The 25,707-nt window shown below is 51.7% G+C and carries 22 protein-coding genes and 1 pseudogene; 15 read left to right on the forward strand and 8 right to left on the reverse strand.

What is annotated here, in order from left to right:
* Nucleotides 1–43 precede the first annotated feature (43 nt).
* Together NST07_RS02460 and NST07_RS02465 are read left to right on the forward strand one after the other, a co-directional pair.
* Nucleotides 44–1,342: an aspartate aminotransferase family protein gene (locus NST07_RS02460; RefSeq protein ID WP_341089503.1), complete on the forward strand. Its 1,299-nt coding sequence runs from the start codon at nucleotides 44–46 to the stop codon at nucleotides 1,340–1,342.
* Nucleotides 1,343–1,360: 18 nt separating this feature from the next.
* Entirely contained in the window at nucleotides 1,361–2,245 is an 885-nt protein-coding gene (locus tag NST07_RS02465; RefSeq protein WP_341089504.1) for a UbiA-like polyprenyltransferase, read from the forward strand.
* A 631-nt stretch (nucleotides 2,246–2,876) separates the two neighbouring features.
* Here NST07_RS02465 and NST07_RS02470 read toward each other — a convergent pair.
* The 4 genes from NST07_RS02470 to NST07_RS02485 all read right to left on the reverse strand — a co-directional run bounded on the left by NST07_RS02470 (nucleotide 2,877) and on the right by NST07_RS02485 (nucleotide 7,404).
* Nucleotides 2,877–3,857, reverse strand: a complete 981-nt coding sequence (locus NST07_RS02470; protein ID WP_341377163.1) for a polyprenyl synthetase family protein — start codon at nucleotides 3,855–3,857, stop codon at nucleotides 2,877–2,879.
* A 17-nt stretch (nucleotides 3,858–3,874) separates the two neighbouring features.
* Nucleotides 3,875–4,324 (reverse strand): hypothetical protein, encoded by a 450-nt coding sequence (locus tag NST07_RS02475; protein WP_341089506.1) that lies wholly within the window; start codon nucleotides 4,322–4,324, stop codon nucleotides 3,875–3,877.
* Between the two features lie 241 nt (nucleotides 4,325–4,565).
* Entirely contained in the window at nucleotides 4,566–6,446 is a 1,881-nt protein-coding gene (locus NST07_RS02480; RefSeq protein ID WP_038585341.1) for an FAD-dependent oxidoreductase, read from the reverse strand.
* Between the two features lie 49 nt (nucleotides 6,447–6,495).
* Nucleotides 6,496–7,404 carry an FMN-binding protein gene (locus NST07_RS02485; RefSeq protein WP_341089507.1) on the reverse strand — a complete coding sequence of 303 codons (909 nt, stop codon included), beginning with the start codon at nucleotides 7,402–7,404 and terminating at the stop codon, nucleotides 6,496–6,498.
* 446 nt (nucleotides 7,405–7,850) lie between these two features.
* On the opposite strand from NST07_RS02485, the gene NST07_RS02490 reads away from it, so the two are divergent.
* From NST07_RS02490 to NST07_RS02510, 5 genes are all read left to right on the forward strand, one after another.
* The gene (locus NST07_RS02490; protein ID WP_038585347.1) at nucleotides 7,851–8,054 is read left to right on the forward strand and encodes a CsbD family protein; all 204 of its coding nucleotides are present in this window, start codon (nucleotides 7,851–7,853) and stop codon (nucleotides 8,052–8,054) included.
* A 317-nt stretch (nucleotides 8,055–8,371) separates the two neighbouring features.
* Complete coding sequence (locus NST07_RS02495; protein ID WP_341089508.1) at nucleotides 8,372–9,769, forward strand: ATP-binding protein; 1,398 nt, start codon at nucleotides 8,372–8,374, stop codon at nucleotides 9,767–9,769.
* 119 nt (nucleotides 9,770–9,888) lie between these two features.
* Nucleotides 9,889–11,163, forward strand: coding sequence for an MFS transporter (locus tag NST07_RS02500; RefSeq protein WP_342480999.1), 1,275 nt, complete (start codon nucleotides 9,889–9,891; stop codon nucleotides 11,161–11,163).
* A gap of 46 nt (nucleotides 11,164–11,209) precedes the next feature.
* Nucleotides 11,210–11,872 (forward strand): oxidoreductase, encoded by a 663-nt coding sequence (locus tag NST07_RS02505; RefSeq protein ID WP_342481000.1) that lies wholly within the window; start codon nucleotides 11,210–11,212, stop codon nucleotides 11,870–11,872.
* A 101-nt stretch (nucleotides 11,873–11,973) separates the two neighbouring features.
* Complete coding sequence (locus NST07_RS02510; protein ID WP_341089512.1) at nucleotides 11,974–12,354, forward strand: RidA family protein; 381 nt, start codon at nucleotides 11,974–11,976, stop codon at nucleotides 12,352–12,354.
* A 148-nt stretch (nucleotides 12,355–12,502) separates the two neighbouring features.
* Here NST07_RS02510 and NST07_RS02515 read toward each other — a convergent pair.
* A pseudogene (locus tag NST07_RS02515) lies at nucleotides 12,503–13,156 on the reverse strand (TspO/MBR family protein); the annotation flags it as partial.
* A gap of 180 nt (nucleotides 13,157–13,336) precedes the next feature.
* Here NST07_RS02515 and NST07_RS02520 point away from each other — a divergent pair.
* Nucleotides 13,337–15,811 (forward strand): TIM-barrel domain-containing protein, encoded by a 2,475-nt coding sequence (locus tag NST07_RS02520; RefSeq protein ID WP_342481001.1) that lies wholly within the window; start codon nucleotides 13,337–13,339, stop codon nucleotides 15,809–15,811.
* Nucleotides 15,812–15,996: 185 nt separating this feature from the next.
* Here NST07_RS02520 and NST07_RS02525 read toward each other — a convergent pair whose 3' ends face one another.
* The gene (locus tag NST07_RS02525; RefSeq protein WP_342481002.1) at nucleotides 15,997–16,122 is read right to left on the reverse strand and encodes a hypothetical protein; all 126 of its coding nucleotides are present in this window, start codon (nucleotides 16,120–16,122) and stop codon (nucleotides 15,997–15,999) included.
* Nucleotides 16,123–16,142: 20 nt separating this feature from the next.
* On the opposite strand from NST07_RS02525, the gene NST07_RS02530 reads away from it, so the two are divergent.
* From NST07_RS02530 to NST07_RS02540, 3 genes are all read left to right on the forward strand, one after another.
* Nucleotides 16,143–19,229, forward strand: a complete 3,087-nt coding sequence (locus tag NST07_RS02530) for a DEAD/DEAH box helicase (protein WP_342481003.1) — start codon at nucleotides 16,143–16,145, stop codon at nucleotides 19,227–19,229.
* Between the two features lie 33 nt (nucleotides 19,230–19,262).
* Nucleotides 19,263–20,045: a hypothetical protein gene (locus NST07_RS02535; protein ID WP_341089515.1), complete on the forward strand. Its 783-nt coding sequence runs from the start codon at nucleotides 19,263–19,265 to the stop codon at nucleotides 20,043–20,045.
* A gap of 120 nt (nucleotides 20,046–20,165) precedes the next feature.
* Complete coding sequence (locus tag NST07_RS02540) at nucleotides 20,166–21,287, forward strand: hypothetical protein (protein WP_342481004.1); 1,122 nt, start codon at nucleotides 20,166–20,168, stop codon at nucleotides 21,285–21,287.
* 93 nt (nucleotides 21,288–21,380) lie between these two features.
* On the opposite strand, the gene NST07_RS02545 is transcribed toward NST07_RS02540, so the two are convergent.
* Both NST07_RS02545 and NST07_RS02550 read right to left on the reverse strand, forming a co-directional pair.
* On the reverse strand, nucleotides 21,381–22,076 hold the full coding sequence (locus tag NST07_RS02545) for a GTP pyrophosphokinase family protein (protein WP_269322562.1): 696 nt from the start codon (nucleotides 22,074–22,076) through the stop codon (nucleotides 21,381–21,383).
* A gap of 301 nt (nucleotides 22,077–22,377) precedes the next feature.
* On the reverse strand, nucleotides 22,378–22,752 hold the full coding sequence (locus tag NST07_RS02550; RefSeq protein ID WP_342481005.1) for a hypothetical protein: 375 nt from the start codon (nucleotides 22,750–22,752) through the stop codon (nucleotides 22,378–22,380).
* Between the two features lie 201 nt (nucleotides 22,753–22,953).
* Here NST07_RS02550 and NST07_RS02555 point away from each other — a divergent pair, with 201 nt between their 5' ends.
* From NST07_RS02555 to NST07_RS02570, 4 genes are all read left to right on the forward strand, one after another.
* Entirely contained in the window at nucleotides 22,954–23,727 is a 774-nt protein-coding gene (locus NST07_RS02555; RefSeq protein ID WP_341089519.1) for a zinc ribbon domain-containing protein, read from the forward strand.
* A 35-nt stretch (nucleotides 23,728–23,762) separates the two neighbouring features.
* A complete protein-coding gene (locus NST07_RS02560) occupies nucleotides 23,763–24,656 on the forward strand; it encodes a helix-turn-helix domain-containing protein (protein WP_341089520.1) in 894 nt (297 codons plus the stop codon).
* 63 nt (nucleotides 24,657–24,719) lie between these two features.
* A complete protein-coding gene (locus NST07_RS02565; protein ID WP_341089521.1) occupies nucleotides 24,720–25,025 on the forward strand; it encodes a hypothetical protein in 306 nt (101 codons plus the stop codon).
* Between the two features lie 45 nt (nucleotides 25,026–25,070).
* Nucleotides 25,071–25,664, forward strand: coding sequence for a xanthine phosphoribosyltransferase (locus NST07_RS02570; protein ID WP_038585377.1), 594 nt, complete (start codon nucleotides 25,071–25,073; stop codon nucleotides 25,662–25,664).
* The last annotated feature ends 43 nt before the right edge of the window (nucleotides 25,665–25,707 follow it).

The following is a 25,707-nucleotide window of genomic DNA, read 5'->3' on the forward strand; positions in this document are numbered from 1 at the left end:
TTAAGAGAGTTATAGATGAGCAGCAGAAGGGGAGGGACCATAGATGGAACAACAGCAATTCATTGGAAGAGATGGGGTAGCCGCTAAAAGAAAGCAGTATTTCTATCCCTGCACCGCACACTTTTACCGTGATGCCCCGCAATTGGTGCGCGGAAGCATGCAGTTTGTCTATGATGAGAACGGCAAGCAATATACGGACTTTTTCGCCGGGGTATCTGTCGTGGCCTGTGGGCACTGCAACCCGGCGATTACAGCCCGCACGATCGAGCAGCTTCAGCAGCTCCAGCACACATCCACGGTCTACCTTACACAGCCGGGTGTGGACTTGGCGGAACGGCTCGAACAGCTGCTGCCGGGCAGCTTGCGCCGGACCTTCTTCGTCAACAGCGGCTCAGAGGCCAATGAAGGGGCTTTGCTACTGGCCCGAATGCATACCAGACGCAAAGGATTCATTGCCCTGGAAAGCGGGCTGCACGGACGGACTAATCTTACGATGAGCGTCACTGGTCTCCAAATGTGGAGAACCGACAAGTATCTGGATGAGGATGTAACGTTCATTGCACGCCCGTATGATCCTGAACTTACGCTGGAAGAGGCCGGGGCGCGGTCGCTCCAGAACCTCGAACATGTGCTGCAGGAGAAAGGGGAACACATTGCTGCGATGATCGTCGAACCGATTCAGGGCAATGGCGGCATGATTATGCCGGTCTCCTGGTATTTCCGCGAAGTCAAGGCGCTGCTGGACCAATACGGTGTGCTGCTGATTGATGATGAGATTCAGACCGGCTACGGCCGCACCGGAGTCATGTTCGCCATGGAGCATTTCGGTGTGGTTCCCGACATCATCAGCATGGCCAAGGCGCTGGGCAACGGGGTTCCGGTGGCTGCCTTCGCGACTACGGATGAAATTGCCGCCTCGTTGAACCGGCCTTCAGCCTCCACCTTCGGAGGCAATCCTGTCTCAGCGGCTACGGCACTGGCCGTATTGGATTATATTGAGGGTGAACGGCTGGCGGAGCGGGCGGCAGAGCTTGGGGAGCTGCTGAAGCGCGGTCTGCAGCAGCTGCAGGAGTGTTATCCGGCACTGATCTCCGATGTGCGGGGTACCGGCTTGATGCTGGGGGCGGAGCTGGCAGGCAGCGACGCCATTCCTGCGGCAGAGCTGACGGACGATGTGCTGGAAGAGATGAAGGACCGTGGCTATTTGATCGGCAAAAACGGTGTGAACCGTAATGTTCTCGCCTTTCAACCGCCGCTGATCGTTACAGCGGAAGATATTGATGGTATGATAAAAGCACTAAATGAAGTGCTGCTTCAAGCCTCACAGCGGCACGGGAAATGAAGATGAAGGAAGAATGATATGGTTATATTGAATGCTTTCAAAACCACCGCGCTCAAGCTGAAAATGTTCAGCGAACTGGTTATGTTCTCGCATACGCTCTTTTCGCTGCCGTTTGCGATCATCTCGATGGTATGGGCTGCCGGGGGATGGCCCTCCGGCCATATGATGCTGTGGGGGCTTATTGCGTTAATCGGAGCACGCAACGGCGCGAACGCCTTTAACCGGCTGGTGGACCGCACCTTTGACAAACAGAACCCGCGCACGGCGCACCGCCATCTGCCGCAGCGGCTGCTTGAGGAGAAGGAAGTCATCCTGTTCATTGTCATCAACTATGCTCTGTTTATAGTCGCTGCCGGTATGCTGAACTTGCTTTGTCTGCTGCTGTCGCCAGTGGCTATTGTCCTGATCTCTACTTACTCCTACACGAAACGGTTTACCTTTCTCAGCCATCTGTACCTAGGCTTTGTCATTGCCTCGGCACCGATCGGTGCCTGGTTCGCCGTGACAGGAAATATCGCTTTTACGCCGTTTGTGATTGGTACAGTCGTGATGCTCTGGATTGCCGGCTTTGACATCATTTACGGCACTCAGGATATCGACTTTGACCGGCGGCACGGGTTGTGGTCGATTCCCAGCTTCTTCGGGCTCGAAAATGCACTGCGGATCTCCAAAGGCCTGCATTTCATTATGATCCTGCTGCTGCTGTTCCTCTATCTCTGGCGTGATCTGGGCTGGATGTATCTTGTGGGCATCGGTATTGCCACGCTGCTTCTGATGGCAGAGCATAAGATCATCAAGCCGTCGAACCGGAAGCTGATGAAGGTGGCTTCTTATAATTTGAATCAGGTGATCAGTATGGTGATATTGCTGTGTACGCTGATTGATTATTTTTACGTTAACTAGGTGGTGGGGCGGTTAGGAGCTGCACTACGCGGAATATTTGGACTTCCGATCGCTGTTAACCTCGGATTCCCTGATTGGAACCACTTATCGCGGTAGGAATCCGAGGTTAAAGGCGAACGCTGACGCTTCTCCAGTTCCAAAATTCCGCTCCGTTCCGTCCTAACCTTTCCGGCAGTTAACTTCAAAAAAGACAACATGCCTACCCAGCGGGGGGGTGGCAGAAGAGCGCGGAAAGCTTAGGCTGACGCGCTTTTTTTGCGTGGGCAAGAAGGATTCAAAGCAGACAGCTTTCCTTTACTCCTGTTTCGGACTAGGGAGACGCTATTCACCTGATCTTAGCTCATTTCCTTTGCACGCGGACTGGAGAGACCTTATTCCTGCAGAAAGCAGCAAGATGGGCTTCGAAAATGCAAAGTAACTGCACTACGGTCCGATAGAGCGCGGATATTGAGTTAATTCTCGAAATAACTTCGCTGGAGTCCGATAGTTAATCACAGCACCAAGAAGAATAGCATGACAGTTGAATACATACAAAAGAGAGCCCGCTGTGAGGCTCTCTTTTGTATGTGGACATAGTATTTAGGGAATTGGCTTGCTCTATTCAGCATCCATTGGATCTCTAAGCCGGAGTTCAGCGGTCACGTCCCGCAAAATACTGCAGCAGCGTCTCCAGGTCGGCATTAGCCGGATAACCGGAAAGTTGCTGCACTATGGCTGAGGCCTGATCCAGGTAATTCTGGCTGACGTCCTCTGTGCGGGACAAGGCATCGCTGCGGTTGATCAGCTCCAGTACCTCGGCGACTTCCTTCCCGGATGAGCCGGGGCCGATCCTGCGGATGAGAGGGGCCAGCTCCGGGTCCTGCAGTGCAAAGAGGGTGGGCAGGGTTACCTGACCGTTGCGCAGGTCGCTTCCGGCCGGTTTACCAAGCACCTCGGCAGATTGGGTGAAGTCTAAGAGATCATCCTGGATCTGGAACGACATTCCGAGCGCTTCACCGAAGGCATAGAGAAGATTCGCCACTTCTTCAGTGCTTTCAGCGGACAGTGCGCCTACCCTGAGGCAGGTAGCCATCAGCAGCGCTGTTTTATTGCGCGATTTCTCCAGGTACTGCTCAAACGTCAGCTCATAATCGTAGGCATGCTCCATTTGCTGGTATTCACCCAGGCATAATTGAGCGGTGGCTACGGAGGATAGATCATGGACGTAGCGGTTTTTGTCACCTGTGTATTTGCTTAAGAGCTCAATGACGCGGGCGGACATATAGTTTCCGATATGCACAGCGGATAATACACCGGTTTTGGTATGAAGCGCTGCCCCGCCCCGCCGAAGCTCTGCATCGTCAATGATATCATCATGAATTAAAGAGGCCGCGTGAATAAACTCGGCAGCAGCGGATAATTGCAGCGCTCTGCGGCCTGGGGACTTGCGTCCGAACCGGCTGCCCACAATGACCATCAGCGGACGCAGGCGTTTCCCGCCTGAGCCGATCAGCTCAAGAATACTCTGGGCCAGCTGTGACTTTTTGGGCACATCCCGGTCACGGGCTACAAGATTTTCAATTTCGCGGTTAATTTCATTAATGTCTATATTCAAGGCTTCATGCAGCTTCATAGTAAGATTCCCACCTGTCAAATGGCTTTGCTTGTGCGGTTCTGCTGCCTTTGCTCTTGGAGAAGGAATTCTTCAATTCCCGCAGCCGGATTTTGATCCGTGAAGTCTCCATTTGCACGCCGTATCTGCATTTTTTTGATTGAGGGAGCCAAATATGCAACCAGATCCAGCTCGCGGCATTTCACCGCAAACTGAAGGTAGAAGCTGTATAAGTAGTCTCCATCCAAAATGTTGCGGGTCAGGTCGGGATGATGTGGGACACATTCCATATGGCGCCTTGCCGCCATGGTAAGAATCGTGTAAATACCTAGCAAATGGACTTTGCGGTTATATTCCAGATCATGGCGGTCCAGTACCGGGAGCAGCTGCTCACATTCTGCCGGAGAGAGATGCAATTGAATTCCGGCAATCGGTGACATTTCAGTCTGCAATAGCCGGAAGGTATCTTCAATGAGTTGTTTGTTCACCATATTCTCTCCTTCTTGTCGGTTTTGCCGGAAGAAACCATAGCCTTGATTATCCCTACAAAACCATTGTTTAAAACAAAGACAGGCGTTTGCTTGAATCATTGCCTGCTTGCTGGAAATACAAATTAGGACGTGAAAGATACTTTCACCTGTGTAAATAAGGAGAGTAATGTGTCCTAGGGACACATTACTCTTATGAACATCATATTCAACTGCAGCGGTATTTCATTCCTGCCTAACGTCAGTCGGTATACAGATACCATCGCCGGACGAGCGGTATCCTTTTCCACTGTTTTTTGAGCCAAGGAAGAACGTAGTAATCCAGACCGAAGATGCTGCCGGATCCGCCGATTGTGGCGATTGCCGCACCAACATACCAGAGCATTTCCGTCGACGCCATCTTCGTAGACCAGATCATGACGGCCATACCGATGGTAGCGATCGAAGCAATTGCTGTGAACAGACCTACGATAAGCATAATACCAAAGACGATTTCGGCACAAACCATACCGATTTGGAACCATTTAGCCAGGAACGTATAAGTTCCGTCATTGTTGTAGAACATTAGATCCATGAACCAGTTCGTAATATCATATACGAAGCCTGGAACCGGCAAAGCTTCAACCGCTTCTTTGGCTGTCGTAACTGCAGAAGCAGCTGACTGTGCATCTACTGTATCTTTTACAGCATCAACGGCAACGCTGGCCGATGATGCGGCATCTGTAGCGAATGGTGCTGCAGGGATCAAGAAAATCTTATCCGGATCTTCCCATATCTTCTTCATCTTGTCGATACCTTCATACAGCCACATGCCCCCGAGAAGCATGCGGAGCGGAACGAGCCAGAAGTTCGGCGAACGTTTGGAGAAGTGGCCGCCGAGGAAGCTCTTGCGGTTTTCCACATGGAAGAACTCATGCATCATATAAGTCCAGACTTTGTTGAAACCAACAACCTGGGACAGGTAGAACATATTGATAAAGTGTTTGGAGAGCATAGCCATAAAGCCGGTAAGCATAAACAGCTTGCCTGGGAGGCCGACGTTGGCCACACCGTAGCGGCTGCCTATGGAAACCATTGTACCGTGGAAACCTGGTTTGTAAGCCTTCTTGGCAGTTCCTTTGATGTCGGCGGTAATGTTGCCGGCAATGACTGGAGCTGCTTGTTCGGCGTTCTCAACCATTTGCGGTACAGGACGTGTTTCGCCTTCAGGGATGAAGAAGATGTTATCCCCTACAACGTATACGTTCTTGTGGTCTACACTTTCAAGGTTTTCGTTCGTTACAATCCGCTTGCGTCCTTGTTGCTGAACTTCAAGGTTGCCAACGATTTCCGAGCCTTCAACACCTGCTGTCCAGACGATGGTCTGTGCATCCACGATGTTTTTCTCACCGAGAGCTACACTGCCTTTGCCTACCTCGGTGATCTTGGCGCCTGTAACGATTTCTACATTCATCTTGCGAAGGCGGGCTTCTGCTTTCTGGATCAGCTTATCCGGCAGGATAGGCAGGATCTTAGGAGCCATATCGGCTACAATCAGCCGCACTTCAGATGGGTCGATGTAGAACTCTTTGCACAATTCTTCGCGTTGTTCGGCCATTTCCCCAACCAGCTCGACACCCGTAAAGCCGGCGCCGATAATAACGAAGGTCAGCATGGAACGGCGTACAGCCGCATTTTTTTCTTGAGCCGCTTTGGTATACATGTCGCGGATTTGACGTTTGAGCGCAACCGCGTCGTCATAGGACCAGAAGGAGAAGGTATTCTCTTCAGCTCCCGGTATCCCGAAGAAAGTAGGTTTGCTGCCTGTGCCGATTACCAGGTAATCATAAGCATAGGTGGCTTTGTCGGATTTAAGCTTCTTGTTCTTGAAATCAATGTTGCTGATCTCATCAAGAACTACATCTACTTTAAGACCTGCAAAGATTTTCTTCAGATCAATCTTAATTGAATCCTCGGGCGCGCGGTTCGCTGAAACCTCATGCAGCTCAGTCAATAGAGTGTGATAGGGATTCCGGTCGATCAGTTTAATTTCTACATCTTTGTCGTTCTTAAATTTCTTTGCCAGTTTCTTAGCCGTGAGTACGCCGCCGTAGCCGCCGCCCAAAATGACTATTTTCTTCAAGAGAAACTCACCTCATTCGTCTGATTAGCTGCAAGAGGAGTGCGAATTATTATTTCGCGCCTTCGAGTGCTTTTTCTGCCAGTGTAAAGTATTCGCCTACGTGGATGGATACGCCGGAAATGGCATCTGTTTTACCTTCGGCATCCAAAGTAGGAGCAGCACCTTTGTTTTCAAGGAAATACTTTTCAGCCAATGCGATTTCTTCATGCCATTCAGCAGAAGCACCGCCGGCTTTCATGCCGTATTTGCCGTCTACAGAGAATTGTTTCTTATCGTCGCCAGCAGCATTCAAACCGCTGAATTTAACAGCAACAACATTTCCGTTTGCAACAGTCAGGTCAACTGTGGATTTCCAGCCGGATTCTTTATCCATTTCGCCTTCTGCATGATATCCGCCATCTTTGTAAGCACCAGCTTCGGCAGGACCGGCAGCAAGTGCAGCTTGAGCAGCAGCGACAAAGTCATTTACATGTACGGATACACCGGAGATTGCATCTGTATGTCCTTCAGCATCAACAGTGATTGCTGCAGGATCTTGTTTTTCGATCAGGTAAGCTTCGGCTTTAACTGCTTGCTCATGCCATTCGGATTGAGCGCCGCCCTTTTCAACCAAACCATATTTACCATCTTCAGAAACTTTTTTCTTCAGATCGCCTGCATTTTTAACGTTAAAAGCATTCCAATCCGCTTTGGTGATTTTTCCGCCTTCTACAGTCAACAGGGCGTAAGTTTGCCAGCCGGTTTCTGCATCAGCTTCAATAGTTCCGAAGTAAGTACCGTCCTTGTATTTTCCAGTCTCTGTTCCAGCAGTGTTGCTGCCGGAGTTGGTAGCTGGTGCAGTAGATTCTACAGGAGCATTAGTTGGTGCAGCGTTGTTAGCATCATTGTTGTTGCCACAACCTGCGAGCAGAGTACCGAGTACAAGAGCGCTCGACAAGATTACAGAAGCTTTTTTCATTTGATATGACCTCCAAAAATAGTTTAAAATATATATATTAAAATGTAAAACATTTTAATAGTCGTTGGAAGTGACAAAAATCACTTTATAAATGACATATGTCACGTGTACCCAAGGCTTTAGACCCTAATTGTAGCATTACCTTGACATATATCGGTCAGCATTATAAAAAAATTTAGACATCTTGTTTCTACTTCGATGGCATTTTAGCACAAGGGAAGGGAAAATCATGTGAAAATAATCACTTAATGAACAAAAAATTAATTTACATCTGGATTATATCAATTTTAATAATATATTGATACCTATTTTAAAAGACTATTATGTGACAAAATACGACTTCATTCCGCAGACTGTCCAGATTCATATCCGGGGAGCACGGTTAAGTATTTACTAGACATGAGCTTCTAAATGATACCTAAATAAGGCTAAGGAGATGACATGTAATGGATAACAATGTGGTTAAAGGAAAATGGCTGCAGCTTAAAGGTGAAGCCAAAAAGCAATGGGGCAAGCTTACTGACGATGATCTTGACGTAATTGACGGAGAGAAGGATAAATTGGTCGGTAAATTGCAGGAACGTTACGGACATACCAAGGATGCCGCAGAGGCGGAATATAACAGCTGGGAGAAGTCGTTCCGCAGCTAGCAGACAATCAGGCCTCATGAAAGGGTAGTCCATATTCATGAAGAGGCGGTGTCTTATGGACAAATCCGGATGCAGAGATGTGGGCACAAGCCCGAATATGACCTGGAAGAGCCTACTATAGAGCTGGAAGACAGGAGCGCAAATCGCATTTGATTTGCGCTCCTGTTCATTTGCGGTCTTCTTTAATTGTAAGAAACTAGCTTGTGCGCACTGTCCGGATATACAGTAATAGAGCTGTAGTTTCATGAATTCAATCCACCACTGTGATAGTATAGATAAGATGTTTGCTATTACGTAAATGATGTAGGAGTGAAGCCATGGAGTATTTGAAAATATTTTTTATGAACACAGCCCTTCTCATAACATTGGCTTATCTGGCGAATTTAATATATAAACACACAATTACATATGCTCCGGAACGGGTTAAAAAGGTTAGTTGGGTGCTGCTGGCTATCTTTGCCGGCTGGATCAGTTCCTTCTTCGGGTACAGACTGGAAGAGCACGTTATCTTTGATTTGCGTTTTGTGCCGCTCATTATTTCTACTCTGGCTTACCCGCATCCCTTCATCCTTATTATTATTGGTGTAGGAACCGGGCTCACGAGGTTAACCTTCGGCATTAATGAAGCAGCAGTGGTAGGAGTGCTGAATTTATCTATCCTGGGTTTCGTCTGCGCGGGCCTGGGCTTCTGGATACGGCGTACCACTACTTCCATGATGAACAAAGGGTTAGTCACTATTATCGTAGTTAACCTAATGAACGTAATCAATATCACCATTTTTGGAGTTATACCTGCCCGGGAATACATAACGGATATCATGCCGGTTACGTTGCCCGCCGGGCTGGGTCTAAGCATACTTTTCGCGCTAATTATCCGTGACTTCCAATTAGAGCTGATGCGTAACGGACAGGTTGTCAGAGCGAATGAGCTGCTCTCTGCCCAGACGGAGGAGCTGCATAAGAATAAGATCGTATTGGAGAAGAGAGCTGAGCAGCTGATGATGGCCTCCCAGTACAAGTCTGAGTTTCTGGCTAATATGTCGCATGAGCTTAGAACACCGCTGAACAGTATCATTAATCTTTCGCAATTAATAGAAGAAAATGAGGCATCGCTGACTCCGGAGGAAATGGCCGAATATGCCGGGATCATTCACCGTTCGGGGGAGGATTTGCTGACGCTGATCAATGATATTCTGGACATGTCGAAGGTAGAGGCAGGCAAGCTTGATATTCTTAAGGAAGATTTGAATGTCAGTGAAATTCCTGAACTGCTGGCTATGCAGTTTAGTGTATCAGCCAGACAAAAGGGGCTGGAGTTCAACATCGCACTGCATGATGACGTGCCTCTGGTCATTCATTCAGACCCCCAGCGGGTGCAGCAGATTCTCCGTAACCTGCTCTCCAATGCCATTAAGTTCACAGTGTCAGGGCATGTCTCCTTAAACATCCGTACACTGGAGCGTAAGGAGGGGGCGCTCGAACGGCGCTGGATTGTTTTTGATGTGGAAGACAGCGGCATCGGAATAGCCGCAGAGAAGCATGATATCATCTTCGAAGCCTTTCAGCAGGCGGATCAGACCATTGGACGGAAGTATGGCGGAACAGGGCTGGGACTGTCCATCAGCAATGATCTGGCCAGGCTGCTTGGCGGATTCATCACTTTACAGAGCCAGGAGGATAAGGGTAGTCAATTCTCCCTTTATTTGCCCTTGTAAGGCTCCGCGCTGCGGTGGATTTCTGCTCCAATTTAATTTGTGATTTTGGTGTATTGACAGGACGATGATGCGGAGTAGAATGAAGCAAACGCCGCATCTAAGGAGTGTTAATACCCCCCATGAACATCATGAGAAACAGGCTGCCCGGTATTCGCCCAAAGCGTATCCGCAAAGCCTCGGTACAACGCAAGAATCTGCAGATTGCTACATTCGAGGGGATACCGTCTACTATCTTCCAGGTGCTGCTGCAAGGTCAGTTTCTGACCGGCTTTCTATTATATTTAGGAGCCACTTCCAGCCAGATTGGTTTTGTGCTGGCGCTTACTACCCTGGTCAATGTTGCACAAATCGGTGTAGCCTTTCTGATTCAGAAGCTGCCAAGCCGCAAGTGGGCTATGGTAACTTTTATCGGCTTGCACAGACTGCTGTGGGGTTCAACGGGACTTGTACCGTTCATATTTCCTAAAGAGCATTGGGTTATTGCATTTATAGTGTTATATACAATCGCTTTCATTGCTAACACGGCGGGTGGTGTGCTGTGGAGCTCAGTCATCAGCGATCTCGTCCCTGCCCGTGTGAGAGGCCGGTATTTTGGCATCCGCAACACCTTCCTGAACGCTTTGGGGAGCCTTGTGATGTATGGCGGCGGGATTGTTCTTGACCGGTATCCCGGCGGGCATGGCTTCCTTATTTTATATATCGTGGTATGGATATTCTCTATTTCGAACATCATCGTGTTCTTCTTCTATCCGGATGTGCCTTTTGAGAAATCAGAGGAGAAGGACTTTCTGCCGATGTTCAGGAAACCGCTACATGATACGCTGTTTATGAAATCAACCTTATTTCTTTCCGCCTGGCTGCTGCTGCAGAACCTTACGGTTCCGCTTTATTCCTATGTGATGCTGCAGCTTCTCCATATCAATTATGAGACCTTGTCGCTGCTCAATGTGTCGCAGACCCTCTTTATGATGGCCAGCTTTTACGTGTGGGGCAATTTGAATGCAAAATACAGCAATAAGCGCCTGCTGCTCTGGACGCTGCCGATTATCGCGGCATCCTCGCTGCTGTGGGGAATGCTCTCCGTTCTCCCGATGCTCCCGGTTCTGTTTGCGGCCCATATCGTATTCGGCATGGGGGTAGGCGGCTTCAACCAGCTGGCCTTTAACTTCATTATCGGGGATACGCCGAAAAAGGAACGTCCAATGTATATGGCAATGTATGCGGCGCTTACAGGTCTGGCTGCTTTTTTCGGGCCGTTGATCGGGGGCAGAATTTACGAATGGATCGCAGAGTGGCCCCGCTGGACGCAGGTCTATGGCATGCAGCTCGTTGTCGGGGTGCTGATGATCGCCCTGGCGCTGCTGCTGGGACGCCGTATTCTCAGAGATGAATAGACTTATCATATATACATTTGCAGTGCCACAGCAAAGGAGGGATTACGTGACTAGAATAGCCGTAGTGCTGGGAGCGACCGGTTTGGTAGGCAAGGCAGTTACCGAGGAACTGCTAACCGGGGATTGGGATGAGGTCCGGGTGCTGGTCCGCCGTCCGCTGGAGCTGCAGCATCCCAAGCTGAAGCAAACCAGTATTGACTGGGAAAAGCTTGGGCAATATAAGGAACAATTCAGCGGAGCCTATGCTGTCTTCTGCTGCCTGGGCACCACGATTAAAAAAGCAGGCTCACAGGAGCAATTTGAACGTGTGGATTTGCAGTATCCGCTTGCGGCCGCTGCAATTGCCAAAGAATGCGGTGTGAGGCAGTTTCTGGCGGTTTCCTCCATGGGGGCCAGCGCCAAATCCCGCAATTTCTACAGCCGTACCAAGGGCCGGACGGAAGAGGGGTTAATCGCCGCCGGGTTTCATGGCCTGCACCTGTTCAGGCCCTCGCTGCTGCTGGGCGAACGTCAGGAATTCAGGCTGGGAGAACGTGCTGCTGCCGTGCTGATGAAGGTATTTGATTTTGCGATGGTCGGCAAAGCAGCGAAGTACCGGGCTATCCCCGGTGCCAAAGTGGCGAAAGCAATGGTGAATATTGCACTTGCCAATACAGGCGGCGTACATGTTTATCCCAATGATGTGATACATGTTATTGGTCGCCGCTAGAAGGGAAGTTTGCATTAAACAGAGTGCAGCACGTACAATGGGACATAAATTCATATGTACATCATGACATTAATGTCGTGTACCCACAGGAGGAGCGTATCATGAGTAAAAAACAGGTTGCTACAACCAAAGCCCCAGGAGCCATCGGGCCATATAGTCAGGCGATTGTAGCCGGAAACTGGGTATATACTTCAGGACAGCTGGGTCTGAATCCGGAAACAGGAGAACTTGCGGAAAGTGTACAGGAGCAGGCACGCCAGTCGCTAAGCAACGTTCAGGCCATTCTGGAAGAGGCCGGCGCAACGCTGGATCATGTTGTGAAGACGACCGTGTATCTCAAGGATATGAATGACTTTGCAGCTGTGAATGAAGTGTACAGCAGTTTCTTTACAGAACCTTATCCTGCCCGCAGTGCGGTTGAAGTTGCCCGACTGCCGAAGGATGGTCTTGTGGAGATTGAAGCGGTAGCGCGCAAGAAATAATGGGCTTATAGTTGTTAATTACGATAGCTAACTGAACGAAATCAAATGAATTTAACAACCCGTTGCCGGTACGAGCAGGCAACGGGTTTTTTTTTGACCAGTGAATGGGCTGTAAACAGTCTGTTGTTGAAACTCCGGGAACCACACGTCAATATCTGCTCCGGCGGCGCAAAGTAAACGTCAGCCAAATGCTGTAGAGCAGCAGGAGTCCTGCCGCCGCTGAAGCGGTCACGAATACATTTCCGGTGTCTCTGTGCTCAAGGGCAATCGCGATAAACGCCCAGACGAAGACCGGTGGATAAATGCTGTCCCGGTGAGGGAAACTGACCATTACAGCAAGCAGTACGCCTACGCAGAGCATGATAACTGCCCAGGAGGGAGCACTGAGTCCGAATCCGTCCCAGTTGTTCTTCTCCAGCACGACACTGACATTTACAATTGTGGCAACCGAGATCCAGCCGAGATAAATACTGAAGGGCAGCTTGATCAGCCATTTTTCCCCTGCAGCCGGATCGGTGACGCTGCGGGTTTTACGATAGATGACGATTAGTGTAATCAGCATGAGCACCATGACAACCAGCGACAGCTCGATGTAAAGATAATGCCAGAGGAACAGCCAGCCCATATTAAAGACGCAGCTCAGCACAAACCAAATGCCCAAAGAGTTAACCGAATCCCGTGACCCGGTGCTCCCGCGGAATTGATATACGATAAAACCGGCAAGCAGGAGATAGATCAGCGACCAGATGGAAAAAGCATAACCGGCCGGTGTGAAATAGGTAGGATACTTAAGTAAATTGTATAACGGTGAAGTCTGAGTCTACATAGAATATACCCGCTTTATCAGCGGTTAAGACTATATTACCCAAAAAAATGACCTGCAGGTCATAAAGCTGCGGATAGCCGTCCGCACAAGCGGGGTAATAGAAGTAGAATAGGAAATTCTAACAAGGCGGCAACAGCCGGAGGGGGATAAGAGGCGATGGAGAGCAGCGAAGCAATACGTCCCGAAAAAATGGGTCCACTTGTTATGAAGGAAACCTGGAATACCCCTGGGAGCATTGAATCCTGGGAACGTTCAGAGAATATTTATATCGTCCGCGGGGAGCGCGGCGGGATTGTATTTGTCTTTTTGAATGATGAAATGTTCCGGATGAAGGTGTTTCGCAGCAGCGTTCCGGATCTGACAACATCTGCGGCAGTGCTGGCGGAGAGCTGTGTGCCGCATTTGTTCCCGGTGGAGGAGACAGAGGATGCACTGATCTTCACTACCAGCGCGATTCGGCTGATCCTTGAGAAAACCTCTTTTCTTCTCCGTGTGGAAAATATTGAGGGCAAGGTCATCATGCAGCAGAACCTGACAAGCTGGAATCCGCGCGGGGCCAGTCATGCCGAGTATGATATGCAGCCGGATTCGCATTTTTACGGGCTGGGGGAGAAATCCAGCTTTCTAGACAAACGCGGGGAGCGTTATACGAACTGGAACACCGATGTATTTGCGCCACATTTGCCGGAGATAGAAGCCCTGTATGAGTCCATTCCACTGATTATTCATATGCATGGCGACCTCTCCTACGGATTATTTCTCGACAATACGGGCCGGAGCGATTTTGATATGCGGTCCCATGGGGTTGCTTTTACGATCGGCTGCTCCACTGGAGCTTATGATATCTACTTTATCAATGGTCCCGAAATGAAGGATGTTGTAACAAGATACACTTCGCTGACCGGACGGATTGCGCTTCCGCCTAAATGGGCGATCGGCTATCACCAGTCGCGTTATAGCTATATGAACCAGCAGGAGGTGCTGCAGCTCGCCCGGACCTTCCGTGAGAAGAAGATTCCCTGCGACGTCATTTATCTGGATATTCATTATATGGATGAATACCGTGTCTTCACCTTTGATCCTGTTAACTTTCCCGAGCCGGAAAAGATGATATCGGAGCTGAAGGAGCTCGGTGTGCGGATCGTACCGATTGTTGATCCCGGCGTCAAGAAAGACCCCAATTACGAGGTGTACAAGCAGGGGGTTCTCGAAAAGCATTTCTGCCGCAGGCTGGAAGGCGATATATTCTTCGGCGAGGTGTGGCCGGGCATCAGTGCCTTCCCTGATTTCAGCGACAGCCGGACGGCTGAATGGTGGGGCGATCTGCATAAATACTATACCGACCTCGGCATTGACGGAATCTGGAATGATATGAACGAGCCGGCGGTGTTTAATGAGAGCAAAACGATGGATCTGGATGTGATGCATTTCAACAACGGGCATCCGATCACACATGAGGAATACCATAACCTGTATGGGATGATGATGTCCAAGGCAACCTATGAAGGCTTGGCGGAGCATATGGGGGGAGAGCGCCCCTTTGTGCTGACCCGGGCCGGTTATGCCGGGATACAGCGTTACGCCGCGGTATGGACGGGGGATAACCGCAGCTTCTGGGAGCATATGGCGATGGCGATACCTATGGTGCTCAATATGGGACTCTCGGGGCTGGCCTTCTCCGGGCCGGATATCGGCGGCTTCGCCCACCATACCTCCGCACAGCTTCTGGTGCGCTGGACACAGATGGGTGTTTTCTTCCCCTATTGCCGCAACCATTCCTCCATCGGTACCCTGCGCCAGGAGCCATGGTCGTTCGGTGAGGAGGTCGAAGGGATTCTCCGCGAATTCATCGGCCTGCGCTACCGCTGGATGCCTCATATCTACAACCTTTTTCATGAGGCGGAAACCTGTGGGCTTCCTGTGATCCGGCCGCTGATTCTGGAGTATCCGCGCGACCCCTATGTGACCAACCTGTGCGATCAATTTTTGCTCGGGGAAAATGTGCTGATTGCCCCTGTCTACCGCCCGGATACGGAGCATCGCTCGGTGTATCTGCCTGAAGGGTGCTGGCTGGATTATTGGGATGGTGAAGTTCATGAGGGCGGACGCCATATCCTCGCCGATGCACCGCTAAACATCATGCCGATGTATGTGAAGGCCGGAAGTTTTGTCGCCGAAGGTCCGCTCAAACAATACGCACTCGAAGAAACAGAGGAAACGGTAGTGTTTCACCTGTACGGTGCGGAAGCCAAGGAAGGATTCTCGGCTGCCTTTACCCTGTATGAAGATGACGGGCACAGCTTCGGGTACAGAGGAGGGCAATATTCGCAAATCAACGTGCAGGCCGCCGGAGGAGCAGGGATATTGCGGATAAGCTGGTCTTATGAAGTCCGTGAATTTACGCCCCGCAGGGAGATGCTGCGCTTCGCGCTCTGTTATCCGTTTTTCTTCACCCGATCGGTGGAAGGACTCTCCGAAATCAGTCTGGAGCAGCTTAAGGAAGGACGGCGGGGCTGGGCACGCAATGGCAAGAGCGGTGCGGTAATTATTCAAGTGGACGATGACCCGGAAGGCGGGGAGCTGCGGATGGAGGTAGCGGAGCAGAAAACGGAACACTTTAGAACCCTTTGATACGACTTGAACCCGCCTGCTGGCGGGTTTTTTTCAATTACGGACGGTGCCGGAATATAAAATCTGCAGAAAATATACAGAAACGTTTTTAAATCAGGACTTTTTCGTATAAGATGAAGGGATGAAGAAAAAAACTTCTGGAATAATGGGGATTATGTTTCTCGTTAGGGTTCACATCTGTTGATTCAGCTTAAAAATATATTTCTCGCGGAGAAGGATTCAGCCTTCTGCAAGGTTAGAAACGGATTCCGTCCTTTAGGGCGGCGAAGCCGTTTCTTCTGGCGGAACCGGCTGACGCTTTCTGTTTGCATAAAAAGACAGGAGATCACCAATGATTAAGCATCTGTATGCAATATGGTTAGGGGACGTATTATTCTGCTTCTCTGGCGAAACTTCAGAGCCGAAAGTTGACGCATGGACACGTGTGGTCAAACGGCTGGAGCTTCGGGGAGGAGGACGTCCTTTTGCGGGTGCTGCGCTGCGGCTGGCGGAAGTGAAGTATCCGGCTGCTGCCTCTGCGGAAGGGAGGACATCGCGGCGATTGCCTGGACGCACGCTGGAAGGGCTTGCCCTGGCCCCGAAGGACGCCTTTGAGCTGCTGCTGGCCTGGGACGAGGAAATGTGCCGTGCACAGGGAGTGGAGCCTGGCGGAGAACTGCGCTATTGGGCGGCTGCGGCCCGTTTTGCCCTTGAACTGATGGGCACAGGCGGGATTGTGCCCGGTGCAATGCCGCCAAGGCCTATAGGCTCGCGCCGCCGCGGGGGAGAACAAGCCGCTGCGGCCTGCTGGTCTCCGGCCTTTCGGCAGGAGTCAGACAAGGATTTCTTTCTGCAGATGGCAGCTTCCATGCCGGTGCTGGCACTGGGAACCCATGTTGCGGAGGAGGGGGACTTGTCGTCGCGTGAAGAAGCGGGAGCTTATGTGCTGCATTCTTTTCTGCAGGCTGTAATGACCGCCGAGATCAAAAAGGTTATTGCGGGAATGGAAAGCGAGCTGGGGCCATTCAAAGCGAATTATCGCCGTGGTTATTCACCGCTGACCGAGCTGTGGTGGAACAGCCTGCTCACCGGCAGCCGTGATATCCCGGTGCAGGGGACTCCGGCCGAGGTGGCGGACCTCCTTGCTGCTGTAAACGGTACGGCTGAGAATGAGATTCCGAACTCCGGGGCGGAGGAGGTCCACAGCGGCCAGCTTAGTCTGGGTCTGCGCCTGGAGCCGCCTGCGAACGAAGGCGATGCCTGGAATTTAACCTTCTGGGCGGAGAACCGGGAGGAAGGAGAATTCTGGATTCCTGCGGCGGCGATCTGGAGCAGCAGGGAACGGGAGTTCACTTTATGGGGCAAGCGCTACCGCAATATTCAGCAGCAGCTGCTGGCTGCACTCGGCCGGGCCGCGAAAATATCACCGGATATTGAGCGTGCGCTAGCCGGACCGGCTCCGGATGGAGTTCAACTGGAGCCGGACCGCGTCTATTTCTTTCTGAAGGAGAGCGTGCAGCAGCTGCGGGAGCGGGGAATTACGGTGCAGATGCCATCCCGCTGGAGCCGTGAAGGCCGGCGGCGGATCGGAATGAAGATGAAGATGCAGCCGCCCGGCGGCAGCATAGATGGTTCAACCCAGCCTTCCCTTGGCATGGAAGAGCTGATTTCCTTCCGCATTGAGGCCTCGCTGGGCGATAATACGATCAGCGAGGAAGAGCTGAATGCGCTGGTGGAGGCCGGAGTGCCTTTTGTACGCTTCCGGGGAGAATGGATTGAAGTCGATCCGAAGGAGATCCGTCAGGTTCTGAGATATATGAAGCGCAACGAAAGCGGAGAAATGTCGGCGGCGGACTGGATGCGTCTGGAGGCCGAGGATGGTGACGAGCGGCTCTGGAAGGGAATGTCGGTGACCGGCATGGAAACCTCCGGCATGCTCGCTTCGCTCATGCATGGCGATGTTCTGCGGGGCCTTCCGCTGCGTTCTGTGCCACAGGGTCTTCATGGAACGCTTAGACCTTATCAGGAGCGCGGCTTTCAATGGCTGGCTGCGCTTAGCGGTCTCGGCTTTGGTGTGTGCCTTGCCGATGACATGGGCCTCGGGAAGACGGTGCAGGTCATCACCTGTCTGCTAGACCGTGCCCTGACTGCTCCGCCGGAGGAGAAGCGTGAGCCGGTGCTGATTCTCTGCCCGACCTCGCTGCTTGGCAACTGGCAGCGGGAGCTGCAGCGTTTCGCACCATCTCTGAGTGTGCATATTCACCACGGGGGAAGACGGGTTCGCGGGGAAGGCTTCATCGACTTGGCCACCAGCCATGAAATCGTGCTGACCACTTATCATCTCGCAGGCCGGGACAGCGAGGATCTCGCTGGAGTCCGTTGGTCGACCGTTGTGCTGGATGAAGCGCAGTATATCAAGAATCACCGAACCAAGCAGGCACAGAGTGTGATGAAGCTGTCAGCACCGCATCGAATTGCGATGACAGGCACACCAGTAGAGAACCGGCTTGGCGAGCTGTGGTCCATTTTTCACTTTTTGAATCCGGGGTATCTGGGGACTTATCATTCGTTCCGCCAGCGGTATGTATCCGGTGAAGGCGGAGAGCGGCTGCGGGAGCTGCACCGCCTCGTCTCGCCTTTCCTGCTGCGGCGGCTCAAGAGTGATCCGGACATTTCCAAGGATCTGCCGGAGAAGCTGGAGCTGAAGTCTTATTGTCCGCTTACAGAAACGCAGGCGGCGCTGTATCAGGGTGTAGTGGATGAAATGCTCGGTGTCATCGGGGAACGCTCCGGCATGGCCCGCCGGGGGCTGGTATTGTCTTCATTGACCAAGCTGAAGCAAATATGCGACCATCCACAGCTGTACCGCAAGGAGGAGGGCCGGACCCAACGCAGTGAGCATTCCGGCAAAATGGATGTGATGTTCGAGGTGCTGGACAGCATTGCCGAACTTGGGGAATCCGCACTTATTTTCACCCAATATGTGGCGATGGGCGAGCTGCTGGTCAGCAGGCTGGCGAAACGTTACGGCTCGCCGCCGCTGTTCCTGCATGGCGGCATCCCCAAACGGGAACGCGATGAGATGGTGCATGCCTTTCAGGAGGGGGAAGGGCCGGCGTTTTTCGTACTATCACTCAAAGCCGGCGGTGTGGGTCTGAACCTCACACGGGCCAACCATGTCATACATTATGACCGCTGGTGGAATCCGGCGGTGGAGAATCAGGCGACCGACCGGGCGTTCCGGATCGGCCAGCATAAGAATGTGCAGGTTCATAAGCTGATCTGCCAGGGAACACTGGAAGAACGGATTGATGAACTGATTGAGCGTAAAAAAAGCCTGTCGGAGCAGGTTGTCGGTTCCGGAGAAAACTGGTTGACAGAGATGTCCAATCATGAGCTCAAGGAGCTTATCGAGCTTCAGGGGCAGGACTGGATGTAGTGGAATAAGCTTGGCATAAAGGAGGAATGGGCAATGAGTGAACTGCTGGAACTGCGGCTGGAAATTGAGCCCGGGGTGGTTAAGGCGACGGGAACACAGCTCTCGGCCAAAGCGCCGGGGGTGAAAACCAAGCGAAACGCCGCTGCTGCTGTTGCCCAAGGGCAAGCGCCAACGACGGTTCTCTCTTTGGAAATTCCGCGCTGGTCTGATGAAGTGAAACAGGAAGTGCTGGTCCGGCTCGCGGAGCACCCGGGTGAGCTGTATAACCTGCTGCAAGGCAACCTGAGTGGAGGCCTGGCGGCGATGAAGCTTCTGCCCGGCGATGAAGAACTGGCGTTGGCCGGACAGAAGCTTTCAGGGCCGGAACAGATGGCCCTGCTGGGATTGGTCAAAAAGCAGCTGGAAGAGGAACCGCTGCTGGCGTTTGAACTGCGCGGTTTGGACAAAGAGACGCTGCTGGCCGGAGTTTTTGCCCTTTGGGCGGAAGAGGAAGCGGAGGACAGCGAGGATGCCGGCCCGTCCCCGTCCGGCCTGCTTGCAGCCGAACTGGCCCGGCTGGAGCGGAAAGGGCCGGCTGTCCCGACGGGAGAATGGCTGGCCGAAGCGGCTGCTGAAGGCTCGCTCCACCAGCCGGGTCCCATGTTTCATGAAATCGCAGCCCGGCCGTTTCCGGCTTCACCGGTGGTTGCGAAGCCGACCGAAAACTGGGGTGCCCTGCTCGACAAGACACCCCGTGCCGGTGAGGGGCTTGTGCTCATCATGCAGCGCGTTGCAGAAGCCGCAGCCCGCAGGGCGGCAGGGCTGGGTAAGCTGTAAGGCTGCTCTAGTTGCTCTTAATTAACAATATTTTCACTGCGGAATGAACTGATCGTAACCTAATGTTCCTGCTGGGGTCTTATGATAACAGGACAAACAGGAAATGAGGGAGAGCTTAACTTGAGAGTTTATAAAATTCTGGCTTCTCTGTTCATAGCAGGTACGCTTCTAATTTCTGCCTCAACCATCGGGGCGACACCGGCGCAAAGCTCCAGCATCACCTTGAAGGGATATCCGGACAATTTCCAAATGACAGGCGTGAAAGAGGGCTGGGGAATCACGCTGGGCGGAGTGTGGCATACAGCGGACGGTGCGTTAAGCTGGAAGCATCCGCTCAGCAATACGGTGCCCATGCCCGGTAATGATGTCCAGCTTGGCAAACTGGCGCATTACTTTACGGGTGACAATGAGGCGTGGATTCTAAGCGCCTATGGCCCGCACAAGCCTACAGCCCTTTTTCATACGCTAGACAAGGGAAAGTCCTGGAAGACTATTCGCCTTCCGGTGAAGAAAAGCTGGGAGCAAGGATACGCCAGCGGGTTTATGCATTTTCCCGATAAGCAGGGCGGGTATATTCTGCTATGTTCCGAACCGGCACTTGGCATGATGGAGAAGTCGTTATACCGCACGGTGGATGGAGGGACAAGCTGGAGCAGAGCGGGCGATCTTACCGCAAGCATTGCTGCCTATCCAACGGGCATAACCTTCCGGGATAGCGATAACGGCTGGATAACCTCCAGTAATCACGGACAGAAGTCCATTCTTACCTTTAGAACTGCTGATGGGGGCAAGAGCTGGAAGCCGGAGAAACTCATCTCCCCGTCAGCGCTTTCGGGGTATGCGTATAGCAACAGCTACCCTCCTGTCTTTTCCGGCAAGGATAAGAAGGATGGGGTGCTGCCGCTGGAAATTGTCCTGAACGGTGTTAAAAGCATGGTCTTTTACACCAGCAATAATGGCGGAGAGACTTGGAAGCATGGCCCCGGCATTCAAGGGGTTGAAGCGTCAAGGACAGCTTGGCTGAATGCCCGTTCTGGCTGGGCGCTGCAGGCAGGCGGCAGGCTGCTTGCTACAGGCGATGGCGGAGGTAGCTGGAAACAGGTTGCCAAAGGTTCAGCGTTCGATAAGGCAACGGAGATACAGTTCTCTACATCTCGAACCGGCTGGATTTCCGGGCCGGAAATCCTTTGGAGCACGGCAGACGGGGGCCACACTTGGAGAAACCTGCTGATTCCTTCTTGAGAATAATAGAAAGGCAGTGCCGCAACAGCTCAGCTGTAGGGCACTGCCTTCTTTTATTACCTTTTCAGCCACGTTCCATAAACAGAAATGGCATTACTCCCCGGACGGGGGTTCACCCGCACTGCTTCCCTCGGACAACTCAAGAATCTCCCGGCGCAGGCGGAGCATTTTTTGATCCAGCTCATCGGCGGCACGTGCCGCTTCTTTCAGTTCCTCGGCGACATGCGACGGAAGCTGTTTATCGAATTTGTAGTAGAGGATATGCTCCATACTGGCCCAGAAATCCATGGCAAGTGTACGCAGCTGGATTTCCGCTTTTACCCAGTGGGTTCCTTCCAGCAGCACAAGCGGTATCGACACAATCAGATGCAGACTTTGATAGCCGTTAGGTTTGGGATGTGCAATATAGTCTTTGATCTCCAGCACACGGATGTCCTCCCGCGCACATAGATGATCGACCAGACGATAGATATCCTTCACAAAAGCACAGACAATCCGCATGCCTGCAATATCATGAATGTGCTGCTCCATATTTTCCAGGGTAAACTCATGCCCTTTGCGTTCCATCTTTTGCAGAATGCTCTTCGGCTCTTTGATCCGCGACTTGACATGCTCAATCGGACTGAAGCCGTCGCGCACCTGCCATTCCGTTTTGATCACATCAATTTTATTCTCAAGCTCATTCAGGGCATGGCGGTACAGCGCCGGCAAAGCTTTGAAATCCTCGATTTGTTTGGCGAAATCCCCATTAACCTGCCACTTCTTCAGATCCTTGACATGCACCTGCAGCTGATTCAGTGTAACCTGTGTACTATCATATTCTTCCACTGAGACTCTCCCAAGTTTAGTTATTTGTGACTGGATAAAATGAACCCATGAGTAAAGATATGTTATATATTCCGGGACCAGTCTATATTCCTATTTTAACCGATGTACTGCCCCAGAAGCAAAAAAAACCAGACCCCCCTGTAGTGCTGAAGAGTCCAGGCGGTTTGCAACTATAATCCGGCCAACCCAAAATAGCGCAACATTCTTCCCGCAGCAGCGTATTAGCACACATAAGGGATAGAAAGTACGGCGCTTACGTTGATTATTTGTTCGTAGGTGAGCCTCCGTCATAACCTTTATCGTGATACCCGGTATTTTCCAGTTTGGGGAGTATACCCAGCTGCTTAATGGTCTGCTGCGTCTCTATGCTGCCAAAACGGTGCAGGGTCTGGTACAGTCTGACGGTCTCATCGTCAAATTGCCGGGCAGCTTCATCGTGATCGGCAGACTTATAAGGCACAAAGGCGCGCCGGAAGGCGTAATCATCCCCGCGTTCGAGTTCGTTCAGGAGATCCTGGAGAAGGGTAAGCTCTTCAGCGTTAAGCAGCACTTCAAATTCATTGGAGTCATTGCGCACGTCCTGAATAAGGCTGTGGTTTACGGATACGAAATAGCGTTTTTTCTCTTCGTCCGGCAAGATTAATCCCTCCATTGTCGGTAAGCTTGTCCATGGTTATTTTTTACTATTATACACAGAACGACAAATAATGAATCTAATCGAGACATTTGGTATGATAGAAGCACGTTACCGCTATTGAACGGAGCGTTAAGGGTTTATTTGGAATAATATTTGGCTGCAAATCGGCCCTGTTCTCACTCTGGAGAAGGAGGAACTACAATGAATTTTCTGCAACGCATTAAAGACGGTGCCAGCCGGGTGAGTGAAAAAGCGCAAAGCTCGGTGGAGATCGGCAAGCTTAACGGGCATATTTCCGATATCGAACATGAGATGGAAATTGAATTTATGAAAATGGGAAAGCTGTTCTACGACGGATATCGTTCGAAGGATTTGTCCCTGGCCGAAGGCAAGATGGTGGAGCATTCCCGGGCCTGCCTGAAGCTTCAGGAACAGATTGAGGAGCTGCGCTTCCGGATTGCCGAGCTGAAGAATGAAAAGCTCTGCACCTGCGGGAATGTTGTAGCTCTGGACGCCAATTTCTGTCCGAAATGCGGACGTAAGCTGGAGGAACCGGCTTCAAGAAAAGAAGCGGTGCCCGTCACAGTGCACAGCATTCATGAGGATGAAGAGGAAGATCAATATTATGGCGAGGAGGAGCTGACGGAAGCGGAGAAAGAGCTGGCGATGAGATCGGAGCAGCGTACGGTGTATACCGAAGTGCTTCCGGTAGACCATGAACTGCCGCAGGAGGAATATGGCGGAGCGGTGCAGGATACCGAACGCAGCCGCCGTGAAGCCGATGAGCTCGAACGGGAGCGGGAAAGACAGCTTGAGCTTGACCGGCGTATCCGTGACTGGAAAGCCGGTGAGCCTGCGGAAGAAGCTGCATCCAGTGAAGGCGGCGTGCGGGATATCGTCAAATGTCAGATCTGCAGGGCGGATTTACCCAAGGGTTCCATGTGGTGCCCGCGTTGCGGATCAGAACAAATCTAGTCAGCATTTACAGTCAGCTTAGGGGGACAACATAGATGGAACAGTTGCTGCTGCATCTGCGAAATTTGGGTTTCACAGAGATGGAATCCAAAATTATGGTCGAGCTGGCCAGCAAAGGCCAGGCTTCGGGTTATGAAGTGGCAAAGCAGCTCGGAGTATCAAGATCCAACGTATATGCGGCGCTTCAGCGTCTGACTCAGCAAGGTTATGTAAGATGCGGTGAAGGGGAACCGGCGCGTTACAGTGTGCTGGACCCGGAAGAGCTCGCGACCATGATCTCCGGACGGGTATCGGCTTCACTGGCTTATATGGAAAGTGAAATGCCGCGCGGCGGCCCGGTCAATCCCTCTTTCTACAATGTGGAGGGTGACCGGAATGTGATGGAGGAACTGATCCGCCAATTGAATCTTGCTGAGCAGGAAATCGTAGTAGATGTATGGCGTGAGGAGGCTTCGCTGCTGCGCAATGAGCTGGAGCAGGCAGAGCTGCGGGGAGTGAAGCTGTTGTGGGCCTTTGACGGCGGCAACGAGGTTCCCGCACCTTATCCGGTATGGCCGCCGCTGGGCGGCAAGCCGCGCCGGAGCGGCGGGCGGAAGTTTTCCTTTGTGATCGACAGGAACTGGTGCATGCTCGGCATGCGGTATGAGGACGGAACGGCACAGGCGGTCGTAACCGAACATCAGGTGCTGGTGGAACTGCTGCTGAACCACTTTACGCAGGAGATGGTGCTCTTCGAGCTGGAAGAGGATATGGGCCCCGAGCTAACAAAAAGGTACGGGGAACGCTACAGCCACATTTACGGTAAATATGTACTGCATGACCAGGAGTATGAACAACTGGGCGAACAGGAGCAACCGGACGAACAAGAGGAACATGAAGAATTGGAAGACTCGGGAGAGCAGCAAGAACAGCAAGAGCCAGGACATTAGGAAACGTGTTTGGGTAAGGGTCAAGCTGCTCGCAAGCCGAAATTAAGCTGGGGAGGTGAAAGCGTGGAGTGTATTATTCATTTTGATGTGCAGCATCCGGAAGGGATCAAGTCACTCAGAGGTCTCTTGTTTCTGGAAGCCGGTAAAGTCCCCGGAGAAAATGAACTGATTGGCATGTTCAAGGACATGAAGTTCAATGTTCGGCTGGAAGACCGTGAGAAGCTGGTTTTTAAACCTGTGAATCCGGGAGAGAAGTACTCGGAAATCCGCATCACGAGCTTTGACAGCGGCAAGGCGAATAGCAAAGAGGACAACGAACTGAAGTCGATTGTCGGCAATTTGCTGCCGCAGAAGCCGTCTGGCCTGTAAAAACTAAGACAGGGTCCATTTGAGATGGAGAGGAAGGAGCACAGAATGGAGTTATTGAGACAGAAGGTTATCAATGAAGGTATTGTTCTCGGTCAAGGTGTGCTCAAGGTCGATTCTTTTCTGAATCACCAGATGGACCCGTTTCTGATGCGTGAGGTCGGCCGCGAGTTTACCCGCCGTTTTGCCGGAGAAAAGGTGACGAAGGTGCTGACCATCGAATCCTCGGGGATCGCTCCCGGCATTATGACGGCGCTGGAGCTTGAGGTTCCGCTCATTTTTGCACGCAAGCAGAAATCGTTGACCCTGACCGAAGATATTTATGTGGAGAAGGTCTACTCTTTTACGAAAAAAGAAAGCAATGATATCACAGTTTCCAAAAAGTTCATTGCTCCCGGTGAACGCGTGCTGATCGTCGATGATTTCCTTGCCAACGGTGAAGCGGCCTTCGGGCTGGCCCGGATCGTGGAACAGGCGGGAGGCAGCGTAGCCGGAATCGGAATCGTGATCGAAAAAGCCTTCCAGCCCGGCAACAAGCTGCTGAAGGAAGCCGGCTACCGTGTGGAATCGCTGGTACGGATTGCTTCGCTTGACGATGGCTTGATCTCCTTCGTGGAGGAAGCCGGCGGCCTGCCGGGCTGACCCCGCAGTATTATAGCTCATGAAGACCCCATGCTCCAGCTTT

It is taken from the genome of Paenibacillus sp. FSL L8-0340 (assembly GCF_038593145.1).
GTDB lineage: Bacteria > Bacillota > Bacilli > Paenibacillales > Paenibacillaceae > Paenibacillus_AQ.